The organism is Limobrevibacterium gyesilva (assembly GCF_025989185.1).
GTDB classification, from domain to species: domain Bacteria; phylum Pseudomonadota; class Alphaproteobacteria; order Acetobacterales; family Acetobacteraceae; genus Limobrevibacterium; species Limobrevibacterium gyesilva.
On sequence record NZ_JAPDNT010000013.1, the window covers coordinates 36,886 to 58,867 of the forward strand.

16 protein-coding genes are annotated in these 21,982 nt (G+C 70.2%); 4 read left to right on the top strand and 12 right to left on the bottom strand.

All coding sequences use genetic code 11. The annotated features are described in order from the left end of the window. Nucleotides 1-11: 11 nt before the first annotated feature. From OL599_RS15190 to glmU, 6 genes are all read right to left on the bottom strand, one after another. Nucleotides 12-1,397, bottom strand: a complete 1,386-nt coding sequence (locus OL599_RS15190) for a class II 3-deoxy-7-phosphoheptulonate synthase (protein ID WP_264714653.1) — start codon at nucleotides 1,395-1,397, stop codon at nucleotides 12-14. A gap of 80 nt (nucleotides 1,398-1,477) precedes the next feature. Further along, entirely contained in the window at nucleotides 1,478-2,854 is a 1,377-nt protein-coding gene (gorA, locus tag OL599_RS15195; RefSeq protein WP_264714654.1) for a glutathione-disulfide reductase, read from the bottom strand. Then, nucleotides 2,851-4,329, bottom strand: coding sequence for an NADP-dependent succinate-semialdehyde dehydrogenase (gabD, locus tag OL599_RS15200; protein ID WP_264714655.1), 1,479 nt, complete (start codon nucleotides 4,327-4,329; stop codon nucleotides 2,851-2,853). The genes gorA and gabD overlap by 4 nt, the downstream gene beginning before the upstream one ends. A 125-nt stretch (nucleotides 4,330-4,454) precedes the next feature. Continuing rightward, complete coding sequence (locus tag OL599_RS15205) at nucleotides 4,455-4,883, bottom strand: GxxExxY protein (protein ID WP_264714656.1); 429 nt, start codon at nucleotides 4,881-4,883, stop codon at nucleotides 4,455-4,457. A gap of 18 nt (nucleotides 4,884-4,901) precedes the next feature. After that, entirely contained in the window at nucleotides 4,902-6,725 is a 1,824-nt protein-coding gene (glmS, locus tag OL599_RS15210; RefSeq protein ID WP_264714657.1) for a glutamine--fructose-6-phosphate transaminase (isomerizing), read from the bottom strand. Beyond that, nucleotides 6,725-8,044: a bifunctional UDP-N-acetylglucosamine diphosphorylase/glucosamine-1-phosphate N-acetyltransferase GlmU gene (gene glmU, locus OL599_RS15215; protein WP_264714658.1), complete on the bottom strand. Its 1,320-nt coding sequence runs from the start codon at nucleotides 8,042-8,044 to the stop codon at nucleotides 6,725-6,727. The genes glmS and glmU overlap by 1 nt, the downstream gene beginning before the upstream one ends. Nucleotides 8,045-8,134: 90 nt before the next feature. Between glmU and gph the strand changes: the two genes are divergently transcribed. After that, nucleotides 8,135-8,788, top strand: a complete 654-nt coding sequence (gene gph / locus OL599_RS15220; RefSeq protein ID WP_264714659.1) for a phosphoglycolate phosphatase — start codon at nucleotides 8,135-8,137, stop codon at nucleotides 8,786-8,788. 226 nt (nucleotides 8,789-9,014) lie between these two features. After that, the gene (locus OL599_RS15225; protein ID WP_264714660.1) at nucleotides 9,015-11,543 is read left to right on the top strand and encodes an AMP-binding protein; all 2,529 of its coding nucleotides are present in this window, start codon (nucleotides 9,015-9,017) and stop codon (nucleotides 11,541-11,543) included. Here the strand turns inward: OL599_RS15225 and OL599_RS15230 are convergent. Next, nucleotides 11,447-11,854, bottom strand: coding sequence for a 3-hydroxyacyl-CoA dehydrogenase family protein (locus OL599_RS15230; protein ID WP_347403209.1), 408 nt, complete (start codon nucleotides 11,852-11,854; stop codon nucleotides 11,447-11,449). The genes OL599_RS15225 and OL599_RS15230 overlap by 97 nt on opposite strands. A gap of 25 nt (nucleotides 11,855-11,879) precedes the next feature. Next, nucleotides 11,880-12,464: a hypothetical protein gene (locus OL599_RS15235; RefSeq protein ID WP_264714661.1), complete on the bottom strand. Its 585-nt coding sequence runs from the start codon at nucleotides 12,462-12,464 to the stop codon at nucleotides 11,880-11,882. A 92-nt stretch (nucleotides 12,465-12,556) separates the two neighbouring features. Here OL599_RS15235 and OL599_RS15240 point away from each other — a divergent pair, with 92 nt between their 5' ends. Continuing rightward, entirely contained in the window at nucleotides 12,557-12,946 is a 390-nt protein-coding gene (locus OL599_RS15240; RefSeq protein WP_264714662.1) for a hypothetical protein, read from the top strand. Nucleotides 12,947-13,023: 77 nt separating this feature from the next. Here OL599_RS15240 and OL599_RS15245 read toward each other — a convergent pair whose 3' ends face one another. The 4 genes from OL599_RS15245 to OL599_RS15260 form a co-directional block, all read right to left on the bottom strand. After that, nucleotides 13,024-15,105, bottom strand: coding sequence for a 3-hydroxyacyl-CoA dehydrogenase NAD-binding domain-containing protein (locus tag OL599_RS15245; RefSeq protein WP_264714663.1), 2,082 nt, complete (start codon nucleotides 15,103-15,105; stop codon nucleotides 13,024-13,026). 42 nt (nucleotides 15,106-15,147) lie between these two features. Next, complete coding sequence (locus OL599_RS15250) at nucleotides 15,148-16,731, bottom strand: ABC transporter substrate-binding protein (RefSeq protein WP_264714664.1); 1,584 nt, start codon at nucleotides 16,729-16,731, stop codon at nucleotides 15,148-15,150. Nucleotides 16,732-16,852: 121 nt separating this feature from the next. Further along, entirely contained in the window at nucleotides 16,853-18,751 is a 1,899-nt protein-coding gene (locus tag OL599_RS15255) for a hypothetical protein (protein WP_264714665.1), read from the bottom strand. A 2-nt stretch (nucleotides 18,752-18,753) separates the two neighbouring features. Then, on the bottom strand, nucleotides 18,754-19,695 hold the full coding sequence (locus OL599_RS15260; protein ID WP_264714666.1) for a mitochondrial fission ELM1 family protein: 942 nt from the start codon (nucleotides 19,693-19,695) through the stop codon (nucleotides 18,754-18,756). A gap of 106 nt (nucleotides 19,696-19,801) precedes the next feature. Between OL599_RS15260 and OL599_RS15265 the strand changes: the two genes are divergently transcribed. Next, nucleotides 19,802-21,982: a N,N-dimethylformamidase beta subunit family domain-containing protein gene (locus OL599_RS15265; RefSeq protein WP_264714667.1), complete on the top strand. Its 2,181-nt coding sequence runs from the start codon at nucleotides 19,802-19,804 to the stop codon at nucleotides 21,980-21,982.

Consider the following 21,982-nt stretch of genomic DNA (forward strand, 5'->3'; position numbering starts at 1 on the left):
GGCCCTGCCGCCTACTGCGCCGCCACGGCCGGCGACTGCGGGCCTTCCTGGCGCCGGTTCTTCAGCTCCTCGGCCACCAGAAATGCCAGTTCCAGCGACTGCTCGGCATTCAGCCGCGGATCGCAGAACGTCTCGTAGCGCTCGGACAGGTCCACCATGCTCAGCCCGTGCGCGCCACCGATGCACTCCGTCACCTCGCGGCCGGTCATCTCCACGTGCACGCCGCCGGCCCAGGTGCCTTCGCTGGCATGGGCGTCGAAGAAACGCCGCACCTCGGTCAGGATGGCGTCGAAGCTGCGCGTCTTCAGCCCGGCATTGGTGCCGATGGTGTTGCCGTGCATCGGGTCGCACAACCACACGACATGCCGCCCTTCGCGCTTCACCGCGCGCAGCAGCGGCGGCAGCAGCCGCTCCACCTTGTCCGCCCCCATGCGGCTGATCAGCGTCAGCCGCCCGGGCTCGTTGGCGGGGTTCAGCGCGTCGATCAGGCGCAGCAGGTCGTCCGGCTCGCTGGTCGGGCCGACCTTCATGCCGATCGGATTCTTCACCCCGCGCAGGAACTCCACATGCGCGCCGTCGAGCTGGCGGGTGCGGTCGCCGATCCACAGGAAATGCGCCGAGCACGCATACCAGTCGCCGGAGGTGGAATCGACGCGGGTCAGCGCCTGCTCGTACGGCAGCAGCAGCGCCTCATGGCTGGTGTAGAAATCGGTCTCGTGGATCTGCGGCGTGGTGCCGCTGTTGATGCCGCAGGCGGACATGAATGCCAGCGTCTCGTCGATGCGGTGCGCCAGGTCCCGGTAGCGGTCGGCCAGCGGGCTGCGCGCGACGAAGCCGAGATTCCAGCGATGCACCTCGTTGAGGTCGGCATAGCCGCCGCTGGCGAAGGCGCGCAGCAGGTTGAGCGTGCCGGCCGACTGGAAATAGCCGGTCTCCATGCGCGCCGGGTCGGGGATGCGCGCGTCCGGGGTGAACTCGGGCCCGTTGATGATGTCGCCGCGATAGCTGGGCAGCGTCTCGCCATCGACGGTTTCGGTGTCGCTGCTGCGCGGCTTGGCGAACTGGCCGGCCATGCGGCCCAGCTTCACCACCGGCATGCTGGCGCCGAAGGTCAGCACCACAGCCATCTGCAGCAGCACCCGGAAGGTGTCGCGGATGATGTTGGCGGTGAAGTCGTTGAAGCTCTCGGCGCAGTCGCCGCCCTGCAGCGCGAAGGCGCGTCCCTCCGCCACCCGCGCCAGCGACGCCTTCAGCCGGCGCGCCTCGCCCGCGAACACCAGCGGCGGATAGCGGCGCAGCCGGTTCTCGGTCTCCGCCAGCCGGGCGGGGTCGGGATAGGTGGGCACCTGGCGAATCGGGCGGCTGCGCCAGGAATCGGGTGTCCATTGTGCGGTCATTGCGTCTCACTCCTGCGCCGGCCGGGTCGGTCCCGGCTCGGGCAAACGCGACAGCTTATCCACCGAAATCGCCGTGTTGGCTACTCGGCCGCCGCCTGGGCGGCCACGCCGGCCACGCGGGTGCGGGTGCGCATGGTCACGAACTCCTCGGCCGCGGTGGGATGGATGCCCACGGTGCGGTCGAAATCCGCCTTGGTGGCGCCGGTGTTGATGGCGATGGAAAGGCCCTGCATGATTTCCGGCGCATCCTCGCCCAGCATATGGGCGCCGACCACGCGCTGCGTCGCCTGGTCCACCACCAGCTTCATCAGCGTCTTGCGCGCACGTCCGCTCAGCGTGTGGCGCATGGGCGTGAAGCGGGAGAGGTAGATATCGACCGGTCCGCATTTGGCCGCCTCGGCCTCGGTCAGGCCGACGGTGGCGATCGGCGGCGAGGAGAACACGGCGGTCGCCACCGCCTCCAGCTCCCATTTGCGCGGCCCCGGGCCGAACAGCCGGTCGGCCAGCGCGTGGCCCTCGGCGATCGCCACCGGCGTCAGGTTCAGCCGGTCGGTCACGTCGCCGATGGCGAAGATATGCGGCTGGCTGGTGCGGCTCTCGCTGTCGACGGTGACGGCGCCGAACCCGTCCGTGTCCACGCCGGCCTGCTCCAGCCCCAGGCCCGCGGTGTGGGCGGCCCGCCCGATGGCGGCGAACACCAGCCCGGTCTCGATCATGGTGCCGTCGGACAGGTGCACCAGCCTGGCCGGCCCGTCCGCCTCCACCGAGGCGATGGTCTTGCCGCGCAGCAGCCGGATGCCGTTCGCCTCCAGCGCCTCGGCCAGCCCCTCGCGCAGGTCCTCGTCGAAGCCGCGCAGCGGCAGGGTCTGGCGGATGACCTGGTCCACCTGCACGCCGAGGCCGGCGAAGATGCCGGCGAACTCCACCGCGATATAGCCGCCGCCGACGATGGTGATGTGCGCCGGCAGCGCCGGCAGGTGGAACGCGTCGTCCGAGACGATGCAGTGCTCCGCCCCCGGAAACGCCGGCGGGACCGGCCGGCCTCCGGTCGCGATCACGATCCGCTCGGCGGTGACGCGCCTGCCGCCGACATCCAGCGTATGCGGATCCAGCAGCGTCGCCCGCGCGTCGAACGTGGTGCAGCCGGACATGAGCTGGCGGTAGATGCCGTTGAGCCGCGCGATTTCCGTGTCCTTGGCGGCGATCAGGGCGGCCCAGTCGTGCCGGCCGGGCGGCGTGTCCCAGCCGAAGCCGTGGCTGTCGCGCATGGCCGCGCCGTATTCCGAGGCCATCACCAGCAGCTTCTTCGGCACGCAGCCCACGTTCACACAGGTGCCGCCCCAATAGCGCTCCTCGGCCACCGCCACCCGGGCGCCGTGGCCGGCGGCGATGCGCGCGCAGCGCACCCCGCCGGAGCCGCCGCCGATGACGAAAAGGTCGAAGTCGTAGGCCGTCATGTGCCGATCCCGCCGAGCGCGAGGTACTTCACTTCCAGATATTCCTCGATGCCGAAATGCGCGCCCTCGCGGCCCAGGCCGGACATCTTCATGCCGCCGAACGGCGCGACCTCGGTGGAGATGATGCCTTCGTTGATCCCGACGATCCCGTATTCCAGCGCCTCTGCCACGCGGAAGATGCGGCCGACGTCGCGGGCGTAGAAATACGAGGCGAGCCCGAACTCGGTGTCGTTGGCGAGCTTGATCGCCTCTGCCTCGGTCTTGAACCGGAACAGCGGCGCCACCGGGCCGAACGTCTCCTCGCGGAAGATCATGGCGTCCTGCGGCACGTCGGCCAGCAGCGTCGGCTCGAAGAAATTGCCGCCGCGCGGATGCCGCTTGCCGCCGGTCACCACCCGCGCGCCGCGCTTCAGCGCGTCGGCGATGTGCTGCTCCACCTTCACCACGGCGTCGGCGTTGATCAGCGGACCCTGGGTCACGCCCGGCTCCATGCCGTCGCCCACCTTCAGCGCCTCCACCGCCGCCTTCAGCTTTGCCGCGAAGGCGTCGTAGACGCCGTCCTGCACGAGGAGGCGATTGGCGCACACGCAAGTCTGCCCGGTATTGCGGTATTTCGACGCCATGGCGCCGGCGACGGCGGCGTCCAGGTCGGCGTCGTCGAACACGATGAACGGCGCGTTGCCGCCCAGTTCCATGCTCGTGCGCTTAATCGTCGGCGCGCATTGCGCCAGCAGCTTCGCCCCCACCTCGGTGCTGCCCGTGAAGGTCAGTTTCCGGACCATCGGGTTCGACGTCAGCTCGGCCCCGGTCTCGCCGGAGGGCCCGGTGATCACGTTGCACACGCCGGCGGGCATGCCGGCCCGCTCGGCCAGCACGGCGATGGCAAGGGCGGAGAACGGTGTCTGGCTGGCCGGCCGGATCACGCCGGTGCAGCCGGCGGCCCAGCCCGGCCCGGTCTTGCGGGTGATCATGGCCGCGGGGAAGTTCCACGGCGTGATCGCCGCGAACACGCCCACCGGCTCTTTCTGCACGATGATGCGCCGGCCTTTGGCGTTCTGCGGAATGGTGTCGCCGTAGACGCGCTTGCCTTCCTCGGCGAACCACTCGATGAAGCTGGCGGCATAGGCGATCTCGCCCTTGCTCTCGGCCAGCGGCTTGCCCTGCTCGGCGGTCATGATGACGGCGAGGTCGTCGGTGTTGGCGATCATCAGCTCGAACAGCTTGCGCAGGATCACCGCGCGCTCCTTGGCGGTCAGCGCCCGCCAGGCCGGCTGGGCGCGCCAGGCCGCCTCGATGGCGCGCCGCGTCTCGGCCGCACCCAGCGCCGGCACCTCGCCGATCGCTTCCCCGGTGGCGGGGTTCTTCACGATCAGGGTCTTGCCGCTATCGGCCTCGATCCACTTGCCGTCCACGTAGTTCGCCTGCCGGAACAGGGTAGGGTCCTTGAGCGGCAGCGGCGATGCAGGGTTCAGCATGACGGTCCTCCTCGACCCACGTGTGTGGGGGAGAGATAGGGGGGATTAGGGCCGATGTCAGCTATCGGAGTTGGACGGAAAGGGGACACGGAGGGCCACGGAGGTCACGGAGAAACGGGACAGGCTTACCGCACGAAGCGGCGCAGCCCATTCTTCAGGGCCGCCGTGTTGAAATTCATCAGAAGACCGACCCGATATCCGCTCAGCCGCAGGTAGGTCAGGATCCGCGCTTCGTGGACCGGCAAGAGTTGTTCCACGGACTTGATCTCGACGATCAGCCTCCCTTCCACGACGATATCTGCACGATATCCGGACTCGAACCGTATGTCCTTGTAGATCAATGGAAAGCTGACCTGCCGGTCGGCCGCCAAGCCGCTCCTGGTCAGTTCGAAATGCAGGCATTCCTCGTAGACGCCTTCGAGCAGCCCCGGCCCGAGATGTCGGTGCACTTCGATTGCGAGCCGGATCACCCGGCTGCTCAAGGCGGTCCCGTGATCCAATATCCGGCTGTCTTCTCTGTGTTCTCCGTGGACCTCCGTGCCCTCCGTGTCCACTTGCTCCTGGGACCGCGCCTACTCGACCGTAACGGACTTCGCCAGGTTCCGCGGCTGGTCCACGTCCGTGCCCTTCAGCACCGCCACGTGATAAGCCAGCAGCTGCACGGGAATCGCATACAGGATCGGCGCCACGAACGGGTCCACCCGCGGCAGCACCACCGTCTCCACCGCGATGCCTTTCAGCTTCGCCGCCCCCGCGGCGTCGCTGAACACGATCACCTGGCCGCCGCGCGCCGCCGCCTCCTGCAGGTTGGAGGCGGTCTTCTCGAACAGCGGCCCGCTCGGCACGATGGCGATCACCGGCACGTTGCGGTCGATCAGCGCGATCGGGCCGTGCTTCATCTCGCCGGCGGCATAGCCCTCGGCGTGGATGTAGCTGATTTCCTTCAGCTTCAGCGCGCCTTCCATGGCGATCGGGAAGCACGACCCGCGGCCGAGGTACAGCACGTCCCGCGCCTCCGCGATGCGCGCGGCGATGCGCTGGATGTGCTCGTCATGCTCCAGCACCTCGGCCGCCCGGCTCGGCACCTCCAGCAGCGAGGCGGTCATCGCCGCCTCCTGCGCTGCCGAAATCGAGCCGCGCGCCCGGCCGGCCGCCAGCGCCAGGCAGGCCATCACCGCAAGCTGCGCGGTGAACGCCTTGGTGCTGGCGACCCCGATCTCCGGCCCCGCCACCGTCTCCAGCACCACATCGCTCTCGCGCGCCATGCTGCTTTCCGGCACGTTCAGCACCGACAGCACGTGCTGCCTTTGCTCGCGCATGTAGCGCAGCGCGGCCAGCGTATCCGCGGTCTCCCCGGACTGGCTCACCAGCAGGGCGAGCCCGCCCTCGGGCAGCGGCGGCGTGCGGTAGCGGAACTCGCTGGCCACGTCCCCGTCCGCCGGGATGCGCGCCACCTGCTCGAACCAGGTCCGCGCCACCATGCCGGCATAGAACGCCGACCCGCAGGCGCTGATCGTCACCCGCGGCACGCCGGCGAGGTCGAACGGCAGCGGCGGCAGCGCCACCGCCCGGCTGGAGGGGCTGATCATGCGCCGCAGCGTGTCACCCAGCACCGCCGGGTGCTCGTGCAGCTCCTTCTCCATGAAATGGCGGAAATTGCCCTTGCCCACCGCGGCGCCGGACAGCGCCGTCTGCTTGACCGCACGCTGCACTTCCTCGCCCGCGGCGTCGAAGAAACGCGCCGAGCTGCGGCTGACCACCGCCCAGTCGCCGTCTTCGAGATAGGCGATCCGCCGGGTGAGCGGCGCCAACGCCAGCGCGTCCGAGCCCAGGAACATCTCGTCGTCCCCGAACCCCACGGCCAGCGGCGCGCCGTGCCGCGCCCCGATCATCAGCTCCGGATGCCCCGCGAACACCATCGCCAGCGCATACGCGCCCTGCAGCCGCCCGAACGCCGCCCCCGCCGCCTCGACCGGCGTCATGCCCCGCTTCAGGTGCAGATCCACCAGCTGCGCCACCGTCTCGGTGTCGGTCTCGGTGGAGAATTCCTGGCCTTCGCGCTCCAGCTCCGCGCGCAATTCGGCATGGTTCTCGATGATGCCGTTGTGCACGACCGACACCAGCGCGGTGCCGTGAGGATGCGCGTTGCTCTCGGTCGGCGCGCCATGCGTGGCCCAGCGCGTGTGGCCGATGCCGGTGGTGCCGGGCAGCGGCGACGTCCGCAGCACCTCGGCGAGGTTGCCGAGCTTGCCCGCCGCCCGCCGCCGGTCGATACGCCCGTTCACCAGGGTCGCGATCCCGGCGCTGTCATAGCCGCGATATTCCAGACGCCGCAGCGCCTCCAGCAGGACCGGCGCCGCTTCGCGCGCGCCGATCACGCCCACGATTCCGCACATCAGCGAGGCTCCTTCCTGCGGGCGGCCCGGAATTGCGCGGCCCGTCCGGGTTTCTCCTCCTGGCGCGCCCGGCCGAATGCCATGGCGTCCGCCGGCACGTCGCGGGTGATCACGCTGCCCGCGGTGATGAACGCGCCGTCGCCCACCGACACCGGCGCCACCAGCACGGAATCCGAGCCGACGAACACGCCCTTGCCGATCTCGGTGCGGTGCTTGGCGAAGCCGTCGTAGTTGCAGGTGATGGTGCCGGCCCCGATATTGCTGCCGGCCCCGATCGCGGCGTCGCCGAGATAGCTGAGGTGGTTGGCCTTCGCCCCGTCGCCCAGGTTCACGGCCTTCAGCTCGACGAAATTGCCGACATGGGCCGCGGCACCCACCACAGTGCCCGGCCGCAGCCGCGCGAACGGGCCGATCACGGCCCCCGACCGCACCGTGCAGCCCTCCAGGTGGCAGAACGCCCGGATCTCCACCCCGCTCTCCACGGTCACGCCGGGGCCGAACACCACGCTGGGGCCGACCGACACGTCCGCCGCCAGCCTGGTGTCCATGGACAGGAACACCGTCTCGGGCGCGGTCATGGTCACGCCTGCTTCCATGGCGGCCACGCGCAGCCGGTCCTGCACCACCGCCTCGGCCCGCGCCAGCTCGACCCGGGAGTTGATGCCCAGCAGCTCGTCCGCCGGCGCCTCCACCGCGGCCACCAGCTCGTCTTCGGCCCGGGCCAGCGTCACCACGTCGGTCAGGTAGAACTCGCCCTGCGCGTTGCCGTTGCGCACGGCCCGCAGCCAGCCGCGCATCCGCCCGGCGTCGCCGCAGAGCACGCCGGCATTGCACAGCCCCACGGCCCGCTCGCTGGCGGTAGCGTCGCGGAACTCCACGATACGCTCGACGAAGCCGTCATCGCCGATCACCCGGCCATAGAATCCGGGATCGGCCAGCCGCATGGCCAGCAGCGCCAGCCCCACATCGCCGGCCCGCCGGCGCTCCAGCAGCCGGTGCAGCGTGGCCGGCGTAATCAGCGGGTTGTCGGCGTACAGCACCGCCACGTCGCCATCGCCGAACAGCGCTTCCGCCTGCAGCGCCGCATGCGCGGTGCCCAGCCGCTCGTGCTGCACCACCGACACATGGGGCTTGGCCGCCTCCGCCACGGCAGCCGTCTCCGGCCCCACCACCACCACGATCCGGTCGAACACCTCCGCGCAACTGTCCAGCAGATGCCGCAGCATCGGCTTGCCCGCGATCGGATGCAGGGTTTTCGGCACCGCCGACTTCATGCGAGTCCCGAAGCCGGCGGCGAGAATGACGGCGGTAGCTGGCATGACGTCTCCGGAGTAGCGGCGCGGGCTGCGCCGTGTCAAAGGGGTGGGGATCACTCTTCATTTCGTCGTGAAACTGTCGAAAGCTGGCCGATGTCCCGCACCCTGATCTTGGACCTGGACGGCACTCTGGTCGATTCCGTACCGGACCTCGCCGCCGCCCTCAACCGCCTCATGGCCGCCCGCGCGCTGCCGCCCTTCGGCATCGAACAGGTGACCGCCATGGTCGGCGACGGCGCCCGCGCCCTGGTCGAGCGCGCCTTCGCCGCCCATGGCCTGGACCCCGACGCGCCCGCGCTCGCCGAATTCCTGGCTGATTACGCGGCCAACGCCGCCAGGGAAACCCGTCCCTATCCCGGCGTGGAAACCACCCTGCAGACGCTCGCCGCCCGCGGCTGGCGCCTGGCCATCTGCACCAACAAGCCCGAGGCGCCGGCCCGAACCCTGCTCGCCGCCCTGGGCCTGGATGGCTTCTTCACCGCCGTCGGCGGCGGCGACAGCTTCCCCGTGCGCAAGCCCAACCCCGCGCACCTGCTGGCGACCCTGCACGCCGCGGGCGGCACGCCGTCCCGCACGGTGATGGCCGGCGACCACCACAACGACATCGCCGCGGCGACCGGCGCCGGCATCCCCAGCATCTTCGCCGCCTGGGGCTACGGGACTCCGGCCATGTCGTCGGGGGCAGCGGTGACGGCCTATCGGTTCCCGGAACTGGCGCGGATCGTGGAGCGGCTGGTGGCGGCATAACGCGTGGCCGAACGTTTCACCCCCGGCCTCTGACCGAGGCGCCGGCGCGCGCTGCTCCCGGTTCCGGCCGGAACAACCCGCCCTCGACCACCGAAAGGGCGGCGCGTGGCGATGGCAAGGCGCCGCGATTGGTACTGCGGAAGCAACGATTCAGCCAACTTGCTCCGGGCACGCGCGGTGCGTAGAACGCCAGCTCCGACGACGGGCAACGGGGCTGATGGACGCCATGGCGCATTGGGCATCACTCGACCATGGCGGCCCGGCGACGCGCCCCTTCTCCAGCTTTCCCGATGCGCCGGTGCAGGACACTCTGCCCGCCCGGTTCAACGCCGTCCTTGCCGGCCATGCCGATCGTCTGGCCGTCGCGGATGCGAACCGCAAACTGACCTATGCGGCGCTTGCCACGCTCGCGCGCAGGGTCGCCACCGCCCTTCCACCGCGTGCGGGCATGCCTGCGCCGGTCGGGATTCTGCTGGAGCACGAAGCCCGTTTCCCGGCCGCGATGCTTGGCGTGCTGATGGCCGGCCATGCCTATGTGCCGCTCGATGCCAGCTATCCCGCCGCGCGCCTCGCGGCCATCGCGGCGCATGCCGGCGTGGTGGCCATGGTGGCCGCCGGACCGCTTGGCGCGCAGGCACGCTCCCTGGTTTCCGCGGACGTTCCCGTCATCGATCTCGATTCGCTGCCGTTCTCCGAGGGACGGACGACACTGGCGAGCGCCTCGGACATCGCTTCCATCGCCTACACGTCCGGCACCACCGGAGCGCCGAAGGGCGTGTTCCAGAACCATCGCGGCATGCTGCATGACGTGGCGCAGTACGTAAGCGCCATCCAGCTGGACGCCGGGGATCGGCTGACGTCGCTCTATTCGCCCAGCACCGTCGGAGCGGTCCGTGACATCTGGGCCGCGCTGCTCACCGGCGCTTGCCTGCATGTGCAACCGCCCCGCCACGGCGCCGCCGCCCTGGCGGCGTTCCTGCGCGCGGCGAAGCCCACCATCTATCATTCCGTGCCGGTGCTGCTGCGCCATCTGGCGGCCGCAGAACCCGGAAGCTTTCCGGGGGTACGGCTCGGTTACATCGCCGGCGACAGGATGGACGCCGGCGATGTACGGGCGTTCTTCCGGCTGTTTCCCGACGCCCTGCTCTATACCGGGTTGGGGGCGACCGAGGCCTCGACGATCTACGTTCATCGCTTCCTGACCCGTGCCATGCCGCTCGACGAGACCCGCGTGCCGGTGGGCCATGCGATACCGGACCGGCTCGCCCTCCTGCTTGACGAGGCAGGCTGCGCGGTGCCGCCGGGCGAGATCGGCGAGATCTGGGTCTCCAGCCCCTATATCGCCCAGGGCTACTGGCGCGCCCCGGAGCTGACCGCGGAACGCTTCAGCGACGATCCCGATCGCCCGGGATGGCGCCGCTTCCGCACCGGCGATCTGGGCCGCTGGCGGCCGGACGGGTTGCTGGAGCATCTCGGCCGGGCCGATCAGATGGTGAAGCTGGGCGGCCAGCGCGTGGAGCTGCCGGCCGTCGAGGCGGCGCTGAAGGCGCAGCCTGGCGTATCCGAGGCCGTGGCACTGGTCCGGCCTGGCGCGGGGGCGGCGAGTCAACCCCGGCTCGTGGCGCATTTCGTTCCCGATCCTGCTGGCCCGGACGTCACCGAGGGCGGACTGCTGGCCGCCCTGCGGCGGATGTTGCCGCCCGCGATGGTCCCGGCGGCGCTGGTGCGGTGCGTGGCGCTGCCGTTGCTGCCCAACTTCAAGGTCGACCGCGCCGCCGCCGCGCGTCTGGACGCGCAACACTCCGATGCGCCCACGGCCGCGTGGGACGCCCCGGAGCTCGTGTCCGCGCGCGTGGTTGCCGAGGCGGTCCGGACGGTGCTCGGCCTGGCCGTGCTGCCAGGCCCCGACCAGGACCTGCTTCTCCTCGGCGCCGATTCCCTGATGCTGGTGGAACTGGCCGTGGAGCTGGAGCGGCGCGTGCGCCGAACGGTGCCGCTGGATGCGGTGATGGCCGCGCGCACGCCGCGCAGCCTGGGCCGGTGGATCGATGCCTCGGCCCCCGACGCGCCGCACGACTCCGCGGCGCTGGTCACGTTCAGGGTCGGTCCCGGCGCCGCGGCGCCGCTGCTGTGGCCGCACGATGTCGGCGGCAGCTGGCACAAGGTGCCCGAGCTGCTCGGCCTTGTCCCGGCCGACCGGAGCTGGCTCGGTCTGCGCGATCCCGCCAGCTACGATCCGTCGGGCGTGGTCGACAGCATCGAGGCGCAGGCGACGCTGATGGTGGCGGCGCTGCAGGCGGCCGGCATTGCGAAGCAACCGGGCGTCATCCCGATCGGCTGGTCATTTGCCGGTCGGCAGGCCTGGGAAATCGGCGCCCAGATGCAGGCCGCGGGATGGCACATCCCCGCCGTCGTGGTGATCGACGCCCCGCCGGGTCCGGTCGGGGCGGGTCTGGAGCCGGGCGATCCATCGGCGCCATGGCGCCGCGCCGCCGTACACCGCTATCGCATGGCCGCGCAGTACCATGCGCCCCGCGCCCCGCTGGACCTCGTGCTGATCCGCAGCAACGGCCATTCGCCGCATCTGAGCGGCTTGCCGGACGATCTGGGGTGGCGCGCGCTCGCCCGGCGGGTCACGATCGTGCAGGTGCCGGGGGATCATCTTTCGATGTGGGACGGCGAGGGACTGGTGGGAACCGCCGCCGCCCTGCGAAAGATCCTGGACGCGCTTGGCGCCCCGGCGCAACCGGAATGACCGGACGTATGCGGCGAATCTGAGTATCCGTTCAGATCCGCAAACCGCTTCCCCGCCGCCACCATTTCCTGCAGCAGCGGCGCCGGTTCCCACCCCGGCCCGTCGGCCTCGTACATGCGCGCCACCCGTTCCAGCACCACCGGCAGCCCGATCCGGTCGGCCTCGTGCATGGGCCCGCCGCGCCACGCCGGATAGCCGTAGCCGTTGACCAGCACCACGTCGATGTCCGAAGGCCGTTGTGCGATTCCTTCGGCCAGGATCTTCGCCGCTTCGTTCACCGTGGCGGCGTGCACGCGTTGGATGAGCTCCACTGCCGATCACGCGCTCGAGAACGTATCACGCGTCGCCGCGAACAACCTCCCACATTCCTACGATGCATTCGAGCGGTCGCGCGAAATCTGGAATCTTCGTGGGGAACTGCCTAAAGTTGCCGGGTGAAGCGACCGAGACCGCTTTATATTGGTTATTAGGGCAGACCCATTCCTGAACCGTTTTTATCCGACCGCTCAAATGTGCCTTGTCGGGGAACTCGTCTACCAGCGCACAAAAGAATCGTCGGGAATTCGGCGCGCGGCTTGCATTTTGAGCCAGCTTATCGAGGTCACGAACATAGCCTGTTTCTGTGTCGCGGATTTTGAATTCGATCAGAGCAGCTGATGTTGTTCCGCCGTGTGCTACCTCGAACATCAGATCGACCCGCGCGGTGCCTTCAAAGCTCGATTCCCAACTACTCCGGACTTCAGAGCTTTGGAAGATTTCGCCTTGATCCTTAACGAGCCGCCGCCAGAGCAAGTGGACGAGCGCCAACTCTGGGATTTCGAGCGCGCTCTTGCGAGCCTTGCTCTGCATGTATTGCTCTTGAGAAAACACCTCCTCCGCAATGGACTGATACAATCTACCAGCGTCAGTCTGATGCGCCATCGATGAACCCCCCTTTAATCATCGTGATCACTCTTACATGCCAATGAATGGCTGTCGATATGATAAGGAAATGTTGGGTTGAGGATTTTGAGGTGACTGTGTCGCGTGTCGGCATATTCTGGCGCATCGGGGCCACTGGAGCCGCCCCGGAATTGCTGGTCGATTGCGTTCCCGTGGCACACGCGGAATCCTATGGCGACTTCTTGACCCATGGCGGTCATTACGAATTCTGGTGCGCACTTTCACGGCTCAGCGCGTCTGAGTTGCGTCAGCGCAATGTCCCTGATGTGGTGTTGTGGTCCGAGTATGAGGAATGGCCGCGCGGCCGGGTTGTATTCCACGTGCCCAGCGATCGCTTCATCATCTACGCGGATCGGAAGCTGCAGGGCTCCGCGACGATCGACCGGATCGTGCAGCGGTTTCGACTGACACGAGATCGCGTCGATATACTCGGCGACCCGCATTACATCAGCCTTCGCTGACTCGGACCAACCCCTTCAGTGCGTCCAGGGCCGAGCTCTGGTCAGGGGTCCGGGGGTGAAACCCCCGGCCTTTCTTCCTATCCGTTCAGATCCGCAAACCGCTTTCCCGCCGCCACCATTTCCTGCAGCAGTGGCGCCGGTTCCCACCCCGGCCCGTCAGCCTCGTACATGCGCGCCACCCGCTCCAGCACCACCGGCAGCCCGATCCGGTCCGCCTCGTGCATGGGCCCGCCACGCCACGCCGGGTAGCCGTAGCCGTTGACCAGCACCACGTCGATGTCCGAAGGCCGTTGCGCGATCCCTTCGGCCAGGACCCTGGCCGCCTCGTTCACCATGGCGGCGTGCACGCGGGACTGGATCTCCGCGGCCGGCACCTTGCGCCGGGTGATCTGCCGGGCGGCGGAGGCGCGTTCCACCAGCTCGTTCACCAGCGGGTCCACCTGGCGCTTGCCGTCCTTGTGCAGGTAATAGCCGGCGCCGGTCTTCTGGCCGAAGCGGCCCAGCTCGCACAGCCAGTCGGCGATGGGCACGTAGCGGGCGCGCGGGTCGCGCGTCGCCGCGGCGCGCTTGCGCCCGGCCCAGCCGATGTCCAGGCCGGCGAGGTCGGCCACGGCATAGGGCCCCATGGCGAAGCCGTAGGCTTCGAGGGCGGCATCGACGTCCTGTGGATAGGCGCCGTCCTCCAGCATGTAGTCCGCCTGCTGGCGCCATCTGGACAGGATGCGGTTGCCGATGAAGCCGTCGCACACGCCGGCGATCACCGCCTGCTTGCCGATCCGCCGCGCCAGCGCCAGCGCGGTGGACAGCACTTCCGCCAGCGTGCGGTCGGCGCGCACGATCTCCAGCAGCCGCATCACGTGGGCGGGGCTGAAGAAATGCAGGCCCAGCACCCGCTCCGGCGCATCGACCACGCCGGCGATCCGGTTGACGTCCAGGCGCGAGGTGTTGCTGGCCAGGATGCAGTCGCGCCGGACGATGGCGGACAGGTGGCGGAACACGTCCTGCTTCGTCGGCAGGTCCTCGATCACCGCCTCCACCACCAGATCGCAGTCGGACAGGCGCGACAGATGGGTGGAGAAGGTGATGCGGTCCATGCGCTCGTCGCGCACCGCGGCGGGGATGCGGCCGCTCTTCACGTGGCGGTCATAGACGGCGCGGATCCGGCTCTTGGCGGACTTCACCATCTCGTCCGACATCTCCACCAGCGTCACCTCCAGCCCGGCATCGGCGAAGGTGATGGCGATGCCCGAGCCCATGGTGCCGCCGCCGACCACGCCGGCATGCTTCACCGGCCAGGGCGCGGGCACGTGCCCGTTGGTGCCGGGCATGCGCGCGGCCACGCGCTCGGCGTGGAACAGATGGCGCAGCGCCTTGCTCTGCGGCCCGCCGCGCAGCGCCAGCGAGGCGGCGCGCTCGCGCGCGACAGCCTCGTCGAACGGCAGGTCGAGCGCCCAGCCGATTGCCTCCGCCGCCGCCACCGGCGCCAGCGCGCCGCGCGCACGCTTGCGCACCTGGGCCACGACGGCGTCGAACGCGGCGCGGTCGCAGGGCGGCACGGCGAGGTCGCGCACCCGTGGCCAGTGCCCGGCATCGGCGAGGGCGCGGGCGCGCAGGATGGCTTCCTTGCGCAGGTCGGTGGCGATCTCGTCCGCCAGCCCCAGCTTCATCGCTTCGTGGGCGGGCACGTGGCGGCCGGTGGTCACCATGTCCAGCGCCGCCATGGCGCCGGCCAGCCGCGGCGCGCGCTGGGTGCCGCCGGCGCCAGGGATCAGCCCGATCCGGCTTTCCGGCAGCCCCACCCGCGCGTCCGGCGCCATGATGCGCGCGTGGCAGCCCAACGCCAGCTCGAACCCGCCGCCGAGCGCGGTGCCGTGCAGGGCGGCCACCACGGGCTTCGGCGCGTCATCGAGCGCCCGACAGATATCGCCGGTGGTGACCTCGCCGGGCGGTCCGTCGAATTCGCGGATATCGGCGCCGGCGACGAAGGTCTTGCCGGCGCAGGCTAGCACGGCGGCGCGCACGGCAGGGTCTTTCATCACCCCCTGCACCGCCTTGAGAATCTCCTGGCGCAGCCCGTTCGACAGGGCATTCACCGGCGGGTTGTCGATCTCGATCATCGCCACGTCGGCGTGCCGCACAACCTGCACCTGGGACTTCATCGTCACGTTTCCTTCCGGCGCCACTCCGCAAGTCCGGGGCCGCTATCTGGCGACCTCGACGTCGTAGAACTTCATGTTCCAGCGCGTCCGCGCCCAGCGATAGCCGGTCTTGTCGGCGCGGTAGGCAACGGTGTTCACCTGCTCGTGCAGCGGCACCCACACCGCGCTGTCCATGATCCGCTTCTGCGCCTCGCCGTACAGCGTGTCGCGCTGGGCGGGGTTGGCGGCGCCGGCGGCGCGTTCCAGCAGCGAGTCCAGCTCCTTGTCGTTCAGGTGGGCGTAGTTGAACTTGCCGAAGCCCGGAGCCGGGATGTTGCGGCTGTGGAACATCACCTCCAGGCAGCTCGGGTCGCCGGAGATCCAGCGCAGCGGCTGAATCTCGTCCTGGTTGTTCATGATCAGGTCCTCGCGCTTGGCGAAGGTGATGATCTCGATCCTGATGTCGAAGCCGATGCGCTTGAGCTCGGCCTGGACCGCGACCGCGGTATCGGGCTCCAGCGGCGCGGCCGGCTGGTACATCGCGGTCAGGCGCTGGCCGTTCTTCACCCGCACGCCGTCGGGGCCGGGCTTCCAGCCGGCCTCGTCCAGCAGGGCGGCGGCCTTCTTGGGGTCGTAGGGGTAGTATTTCTCCACTCCCGGCCAGTACGCGGGCGTCGCTTTCGACAGCGGGCCGTAGACCGGCTTCACCAGGCCGAAGAACAGGTCGTCGGACAGGCCGGCGCGGTCGATGCCCATGATGAAGGCCTTGCGGACATTCGGGTCCTGCAGGATCCCGTGGCTGGTGTTCAGCATCAGCCCGAACGGCAGCCCGGTCGCCTCGCCGACCATCACCTTGTATTTCGGATTGGCCTGCAGCCGCTGCAGGTCCAGGATCGGCGTCAGGTCGGACATGTCGATCTCGCCCGATTCCAGCGCCGCCACGCGGGTCGAGGCATCGGGGATGAAGCGGTTGACCACGCGGGCCACCTGCGACGGACCCTTGCGGCGCATGAATTCCGGCGCCCAGTTATAGGCGTCGTTGCGCTCCAGCACGACCTGGCGGCCGCGCTCCCACGAGACGAAACGGAACGGCCCGGTGCCCACCGGGGCGGCCGCGAACGCGGCATCGCCCAGCTTCTTCACCGCCGCCGGCGAGACCATGGACAGCTCGGCCTGGCTCAGATTGGGCGCGGCGGCGCCGAACGGGCGCTTGTAGTTGATGCGCACCTCATAGGGGCCGAGGATGTCGGTGCTGGCATAGGGGCCGAGGATATCGACCGCCCCCTGGCTGCCCAGCTTCGGGTCCACGATGGAATCGAAGGTGAACTTCACCGCCTCGGCGTCGAACGGCGTGCCGTCGTGGAAGGTCACGCCCTGGCGCAATTTCAGCGTGATGCTGCGCCCGTCCTCGGCCACGTCCCAGCTGGTGGCCAGGCCGGGATGCAGCTTGCTGTCCTCGTCGCTGGCGATCAGCGTGTCGAACACGTTGACGATGATCTGCGTCTCGTGGCGCGACTGCGTCACCCGCGGGTCGTAGGTGCGGGCCGAGTTGTCGTCCTCGCCCCAGGTGACAGTGAGATTCTGGGCCGCGGCCGGCAGCATGCCAGCCAGCAGCAGGACCGAAGCGAGCAATGTCGCGCGACGCATTGGTAACCCCCTTTGTGCCGGGGCGAGTATGCGGGCGGCGAACATGGCCGGCTAGGGCCTCCGCGCCCGCACGTCAATCAGGGCATATGATTCCCTGGCCGATCATTGCAAGCCACTGGCATCAGAAGCCGAACATGTGATCCAGCGAGAACCGGCCGTGATCGTCCATCAGGCCGTGATAGCCGAACAGCCGGCAGGTCACGTCGCGGATCAGCACATAGCCGCGCGGCCCGGCCGCGGCCAGGGCGGCGGCGGCGAACACCTTGTGCGGGAACACCAGCGCCGAGCCCGAGCAGGCGATGGCGAGCTTCGCTTCGGCGATCACCCGTCCGTCGCCGTCATGCAGCAGCAGGGTCGTGTCGGAGTGTGGATGCCATGCCGCCGAACTCGGGTAGATCAGCGCGGTGAAGCTGCGCTGTGCAGCGTCGCCCAGCTTCAGGAACAGCCGCGTGGACAGGCCGGGCGGCGGGCCGGCGTAGGATTGCGGCTCGTCGCGATAGGTCATCGGCGTGTTGTAGATATGCGCGCCGAAACTGCTCTCCGCCACGTGGCCGCTGGTGCGGTCCTCGGCGCGGACCAGCGTGTGCAGCCAGCCGTCGCCGCTGCCGCCGTCACGGAAGTCGTAGACCAGATCGACATGCCCGCCTTCGGCCAGGGCGCCGTCGGGCAGCAGCGTATCGACGTCCACGGCCACGTCGTGGGCGCGCGGCAGGCAGCCGAGGAAGCGTTCGGCGAGCTTCCGCCCCTCGGGGTCGAACACGTCGAGCCGGACCGGCAGCGTGGTCTGGCTGACCGCCATGGGGGTGGGCTGGATCAGCGTGCGGAACCGCCCGCGCGGCAGCACCGGCACCGGCAGCAGGAAGCCGCGGCCCAGCGGCGTGGGCAGGGCGGGCAGGTTCGGGTCCGGCTGCAGGTCGGCGCGTTCCACGTTCGCGTGCGCGATCCGGGTGCGTCCGCCGCGGACCACCTCGTAGCGCGGCCGGACGAAATGGCGGCCGGCGCGTACCTCGATCTGCGCCGGCCAGCGCAGGCCGGGCAGCAGCTCCGCCACGTCCAGCGCCACCGTGGCATAGGGGGCCACCGGGCGGGGCATGGCCACCGGCGTCTCGGCACCCATGCGGTCGAGCGCGATGCCGCCGGCGGGGATCGGGACGGCGTGGCTGTTCTGCACCCACAGCACCACCCGCTCGCCGTCCGCCGGCGCCGGCACCCCGGCATAGCGGTCGGACGGCCAGGCATTGGCGTCGTGGGTGCAGGACAGGCTGGCGTCGTTGCCGCTGCCATAGGTGTCGAGCGCGTATTTCACCACGTCATGCCCGGCCGCGCCCACGGCATGCACGAACAGCTGCCCGGTGAACTCCGGCAGGCCGAAGCGGGCGCGCACCGCGGCGCTGTCGATGGCGAGGCCGCCGGGGCCGGAGGGCACCGCCTCCTCCCAGGTCGCCAGCACGCGGCCGTCGCGGTCGAACAGCCGCAGCCACAGCCGCACCGCGCCGGCGCCATAGCCGGCCCAGTAGTTGGCGGTGACCAGGCGCGTGGACAGGCCGCCTTCCTCGCGGAAGAAGGCGTAGTTGGTGGCGAAGTTCAGCCGGTCCAGGTAGCGGCGGGGATTGGTGAGCAGCGCCGATGGCAGCCGCGCGTCGTCCAGCGTCGCCACCTCGGCCCCCGGCGGCAGCAAATGGCGGATGCGGGCGACGATGCGCTCGGCGTCGAAGGCGGCGACCAGCACGCTGCGCGCGCCGCAGCCCGGCAGGTCGGTCAGCGGCCGCCCTGGCAGGCCCGCGCGCATCCGCCCGATCGCCTGCACGTCCTGCACGAACAATGTGGACACGCCCGGCGCGTCCGGGTGCATCGTGAACAGCGCCTCGATCACGTCGTCGGGGTCGAACACGGCGACTGGGCCGGATGCGCTGAGGCGGGCATACAGTGCCGCGATCGCCTCGGCGGCCAGCGGATGCGCCAGTGCCTTGTAGAGCACGTTGCCGCCCTGTCGCGCGTCGAAGGTCCGGATGTTCAGCATGCTTATGTCCTATAACCAAACCGGCGGCACATCTCCGCCGCCACCGCCGCGGTGTCGTCGAGCGGCGCCGTCGGCCACAGCTCCAGGCGCCCGTGATAGGGCCGGACGCGGCCGTCGTCGATCAGGCCGCGCATGAAAAGACCGATCCGGTGCGACCGGCCGGGCAGGGGGACCAGCAGCACCGGCGCGCTGGTGGCCACCGCCTCGGACACCATGGAGACGCTGTCGCCGGTCACCACGATGGCGTCGGCCAGCGCCAGCATGCCGAAATACGGATTGTCGCCGGTCATGTCCCAGACCTCGGCGCCCAGAGGCCGCAGCGTCCGCTCCAGCGCCGCGCGCACCTGCGGGTCGGTGCGGCGCGACGGGGTGACGGCCAGCCCCACCCGGTCGCGCTGCATCATCTCGGCGAGTTGGGCCGCCAGCCGCTCGCCCACCGGCGCGTCCAGCCGGAAGCGGCCGTTGCTGCCGCCGACCAGCACCGCCACCAGCGGCCGCGGCAGATGCGCGAGCCGGGGCGCCCATTCCGCCGCCGCCGCCGCCAGACGGTCCGGCGTGACCCGGTGAATGGCGGTGCGGGTGACGAGCACGTTGGCGCCGGTCAGCGAATCGTGGCGCCCGGCCACCACCAGGTCGAACCGCCTGATGTCCATGCGCGGGTGCTGCACGATCACCGTGCGGGCCTTGCGGCGCAGGGCCGCCAGCACCGCCGCCGCCTTGCCGCCGCAGCCGATGACGAGCTCGGGCCAGGGCGGGGCCAGGGCGGCGGGCTCGATCGCCGACAGCGGCGCCGGCCACCACGCGGCCGGCACATGCCGCCACACCCCGCGTGGCGTCAGCACGCGCGCCTCCGCCGCCAGCCCCGCCGCCTCGGCCAGGCCGATCGCCTGGGACTGCAGGCCGGCCAGCCCCTCGGCCACCGTCCACGTATGGGTCGGGTTCATGCCGCGGTTTTCGGCACCGCGGCGCACGCCGTCAATCCACATACGGCGGCTTGTGCGGTTGCGGTCGGTAGCTACGATCGGCCGACGTCCCGACCCGGAGAAGACGATGCACCAACTGACCGGCTACTGCGACCGCTGGAGTGTGAAGCCCGGCGGCACCATCCGCTTCATGGTGGGCAGCGCCGGCGGGCGTCCGTTCGATCTGCGGTTCGTGCGCCATGTCTGCGCCGACCCGAACCCCGACGGCCCCGGCTATGCCGAGATCGCCATGCCGACCGGGCTGGACGGCGGGCGCGCCGGGCTTGAGCAGCACGCATATCCCGGCAGCTTCGGCCACGTGCCCGCGCTGGCCGCCGACCTGCGCGGCGGCTTCACCATCACCGCGACGGTGTGGCCGACCACGCCGGAGAAGGGGCGGCAGGGGATCGTGGCGCTGGCGATCGGCGGCTGGCGGCTGGCGCTGGGGATCGGCCCGGGCGGCGGCGCGATGGTCGAGGCCTGCGCCCCCGGCGGCGCGCCGGTCCGGGCCGAGGTGGGGCGGCGCCTGCTGGCGCGCCGATGGTACGACCTCACCGCCGCGATCGACGCCGATGGGCGCCTGCACGTGGCGCAGCGTCCGCATCAGCCGCTGGCCGATGCCGGCGAGGCCGTGGCCGACGGCGGGCCGGTGCCGCCCGACGGTGCGGCGTCGGTGTTCCTGGCGGCCATGCCGCCGGCGGGCGCGGGGCCGGCGAGTGCGTATTTCAACGGCAAGCTGGAGGGCCCGTCGCTGCACGCGGCCACCGGAGGGTTTCTGGCGGCGTGGGATTTCGCCATCGGCATTCCCACCCAGACCGCCGCCGACACCGGCCCTCTGGCGGCGCATGCGCGGCTGGTGAACCTGCCCACGCGCGCCATGACCGGCGCGAACTGGACCGGCGCGGTGCATGACTGGAAATCCGACCCCGCCCGGTACGGCGCCATCCATTTCCACGACGACGACCAGGGCGACCTCGGCTGGGCGGAGAGCTTCGCCCTGACCGTGCCCGACGGCTGGCCGAGCGGCTTCTACGCCGCGCATCTCCGCAACGAGGCGGGCGAGGACTACATCCCGTTCTTCGTCCGCCCGGCGAAGCCGTCCGCCGACGTGGCCTTCCTGGTGCCGACCTTCAGCTATCAGGTCTATGGCTGCTACGTCCGGCCCGGGCGCGGCGCCGAGATCGCCGGGCGGGCGGCGCGCTGGGGTGCGCTGGCCGAGACGCCGGACATGAACCCGCAATTCGGCCTGTCCACCTACAACTATCATTCCGATGGATCCGGCGTTTCCATCACCAGCATGCGCCGGCCGATGCTGGACACGCGGCCGCGGCAGATGTCACTGATGGACCCCGTGCCGGGCGGCTCCGGAACCGGGAGGATCTGTGCCGACAGCTACATCGTGCAGTGGCTCACCGCGCTGGGCCAGGCGCACGACATCGTCACCGACCACGACCTGCACGCGGAAGGCGTGGCCGCGCTGGCGCCCTATCGCGTGGTGATCGCCGGGCAGCACCCGGAATACCATTCCGAGCGGATGATGCAGGGGCTGGAGGACTACCTCGCCGGCGGCGGCCGGCTGATGTATCTCGGCGGCAACGGCTTCTACTGGCGCGCCGAGCCCTCCGAGGCCGCGCCGCATGCGATCGAGGTGCGCCGCGCCGAAGGCGGCATCCGCGTGTGGGAGACCATGCCCGGCGAGAGCTACCACGCCTTCGGCGGCGGCTATGGCGGGCTGTGGCGGCGCATCGGGCGGTCCGGCCACCGGCTGGTGGGCATCAGCTTCTCTACCCAGGGCCGGCATCTCGGCTTTCCCTACATGTTCGTGGACGGCATTCGCGACCCGCGCGTGGCGTTCATGACCGAAGGGCTGGAGGCCAGGCCGGGCGCACCGTTCGGCGATGCCGGCTACATGGGCGGCGGCGCCGCGGGCTTCGAGCTGGACAGCGTCAACCCGAAATACGGCACGCCGCCGCATGCGCTGGTGGTGGCCAAGGGCATCGTCATCCACGAGGACTATGGCTGGGTGAACGAGGACATGCTGACCCATCGCCACCCGCTGCCGCAGGAGGACTGGTCCTGCGCGGACATGACCTTCTTCGAGACGCACGCCGGCGGCGCGGTGTTCTCGGTGGGCTCGATGACCTATGCCGGCAGCCTGCCGGTGGCTGGCGGGCAGAGCACGCTGGGGCGGCTGACCGCCAACGTGCTGCGCCGCTTCGTGGACCCCGCGCCGTTCGCGCTGCCCGCCTGCCTCGCGACACGTTCCTGA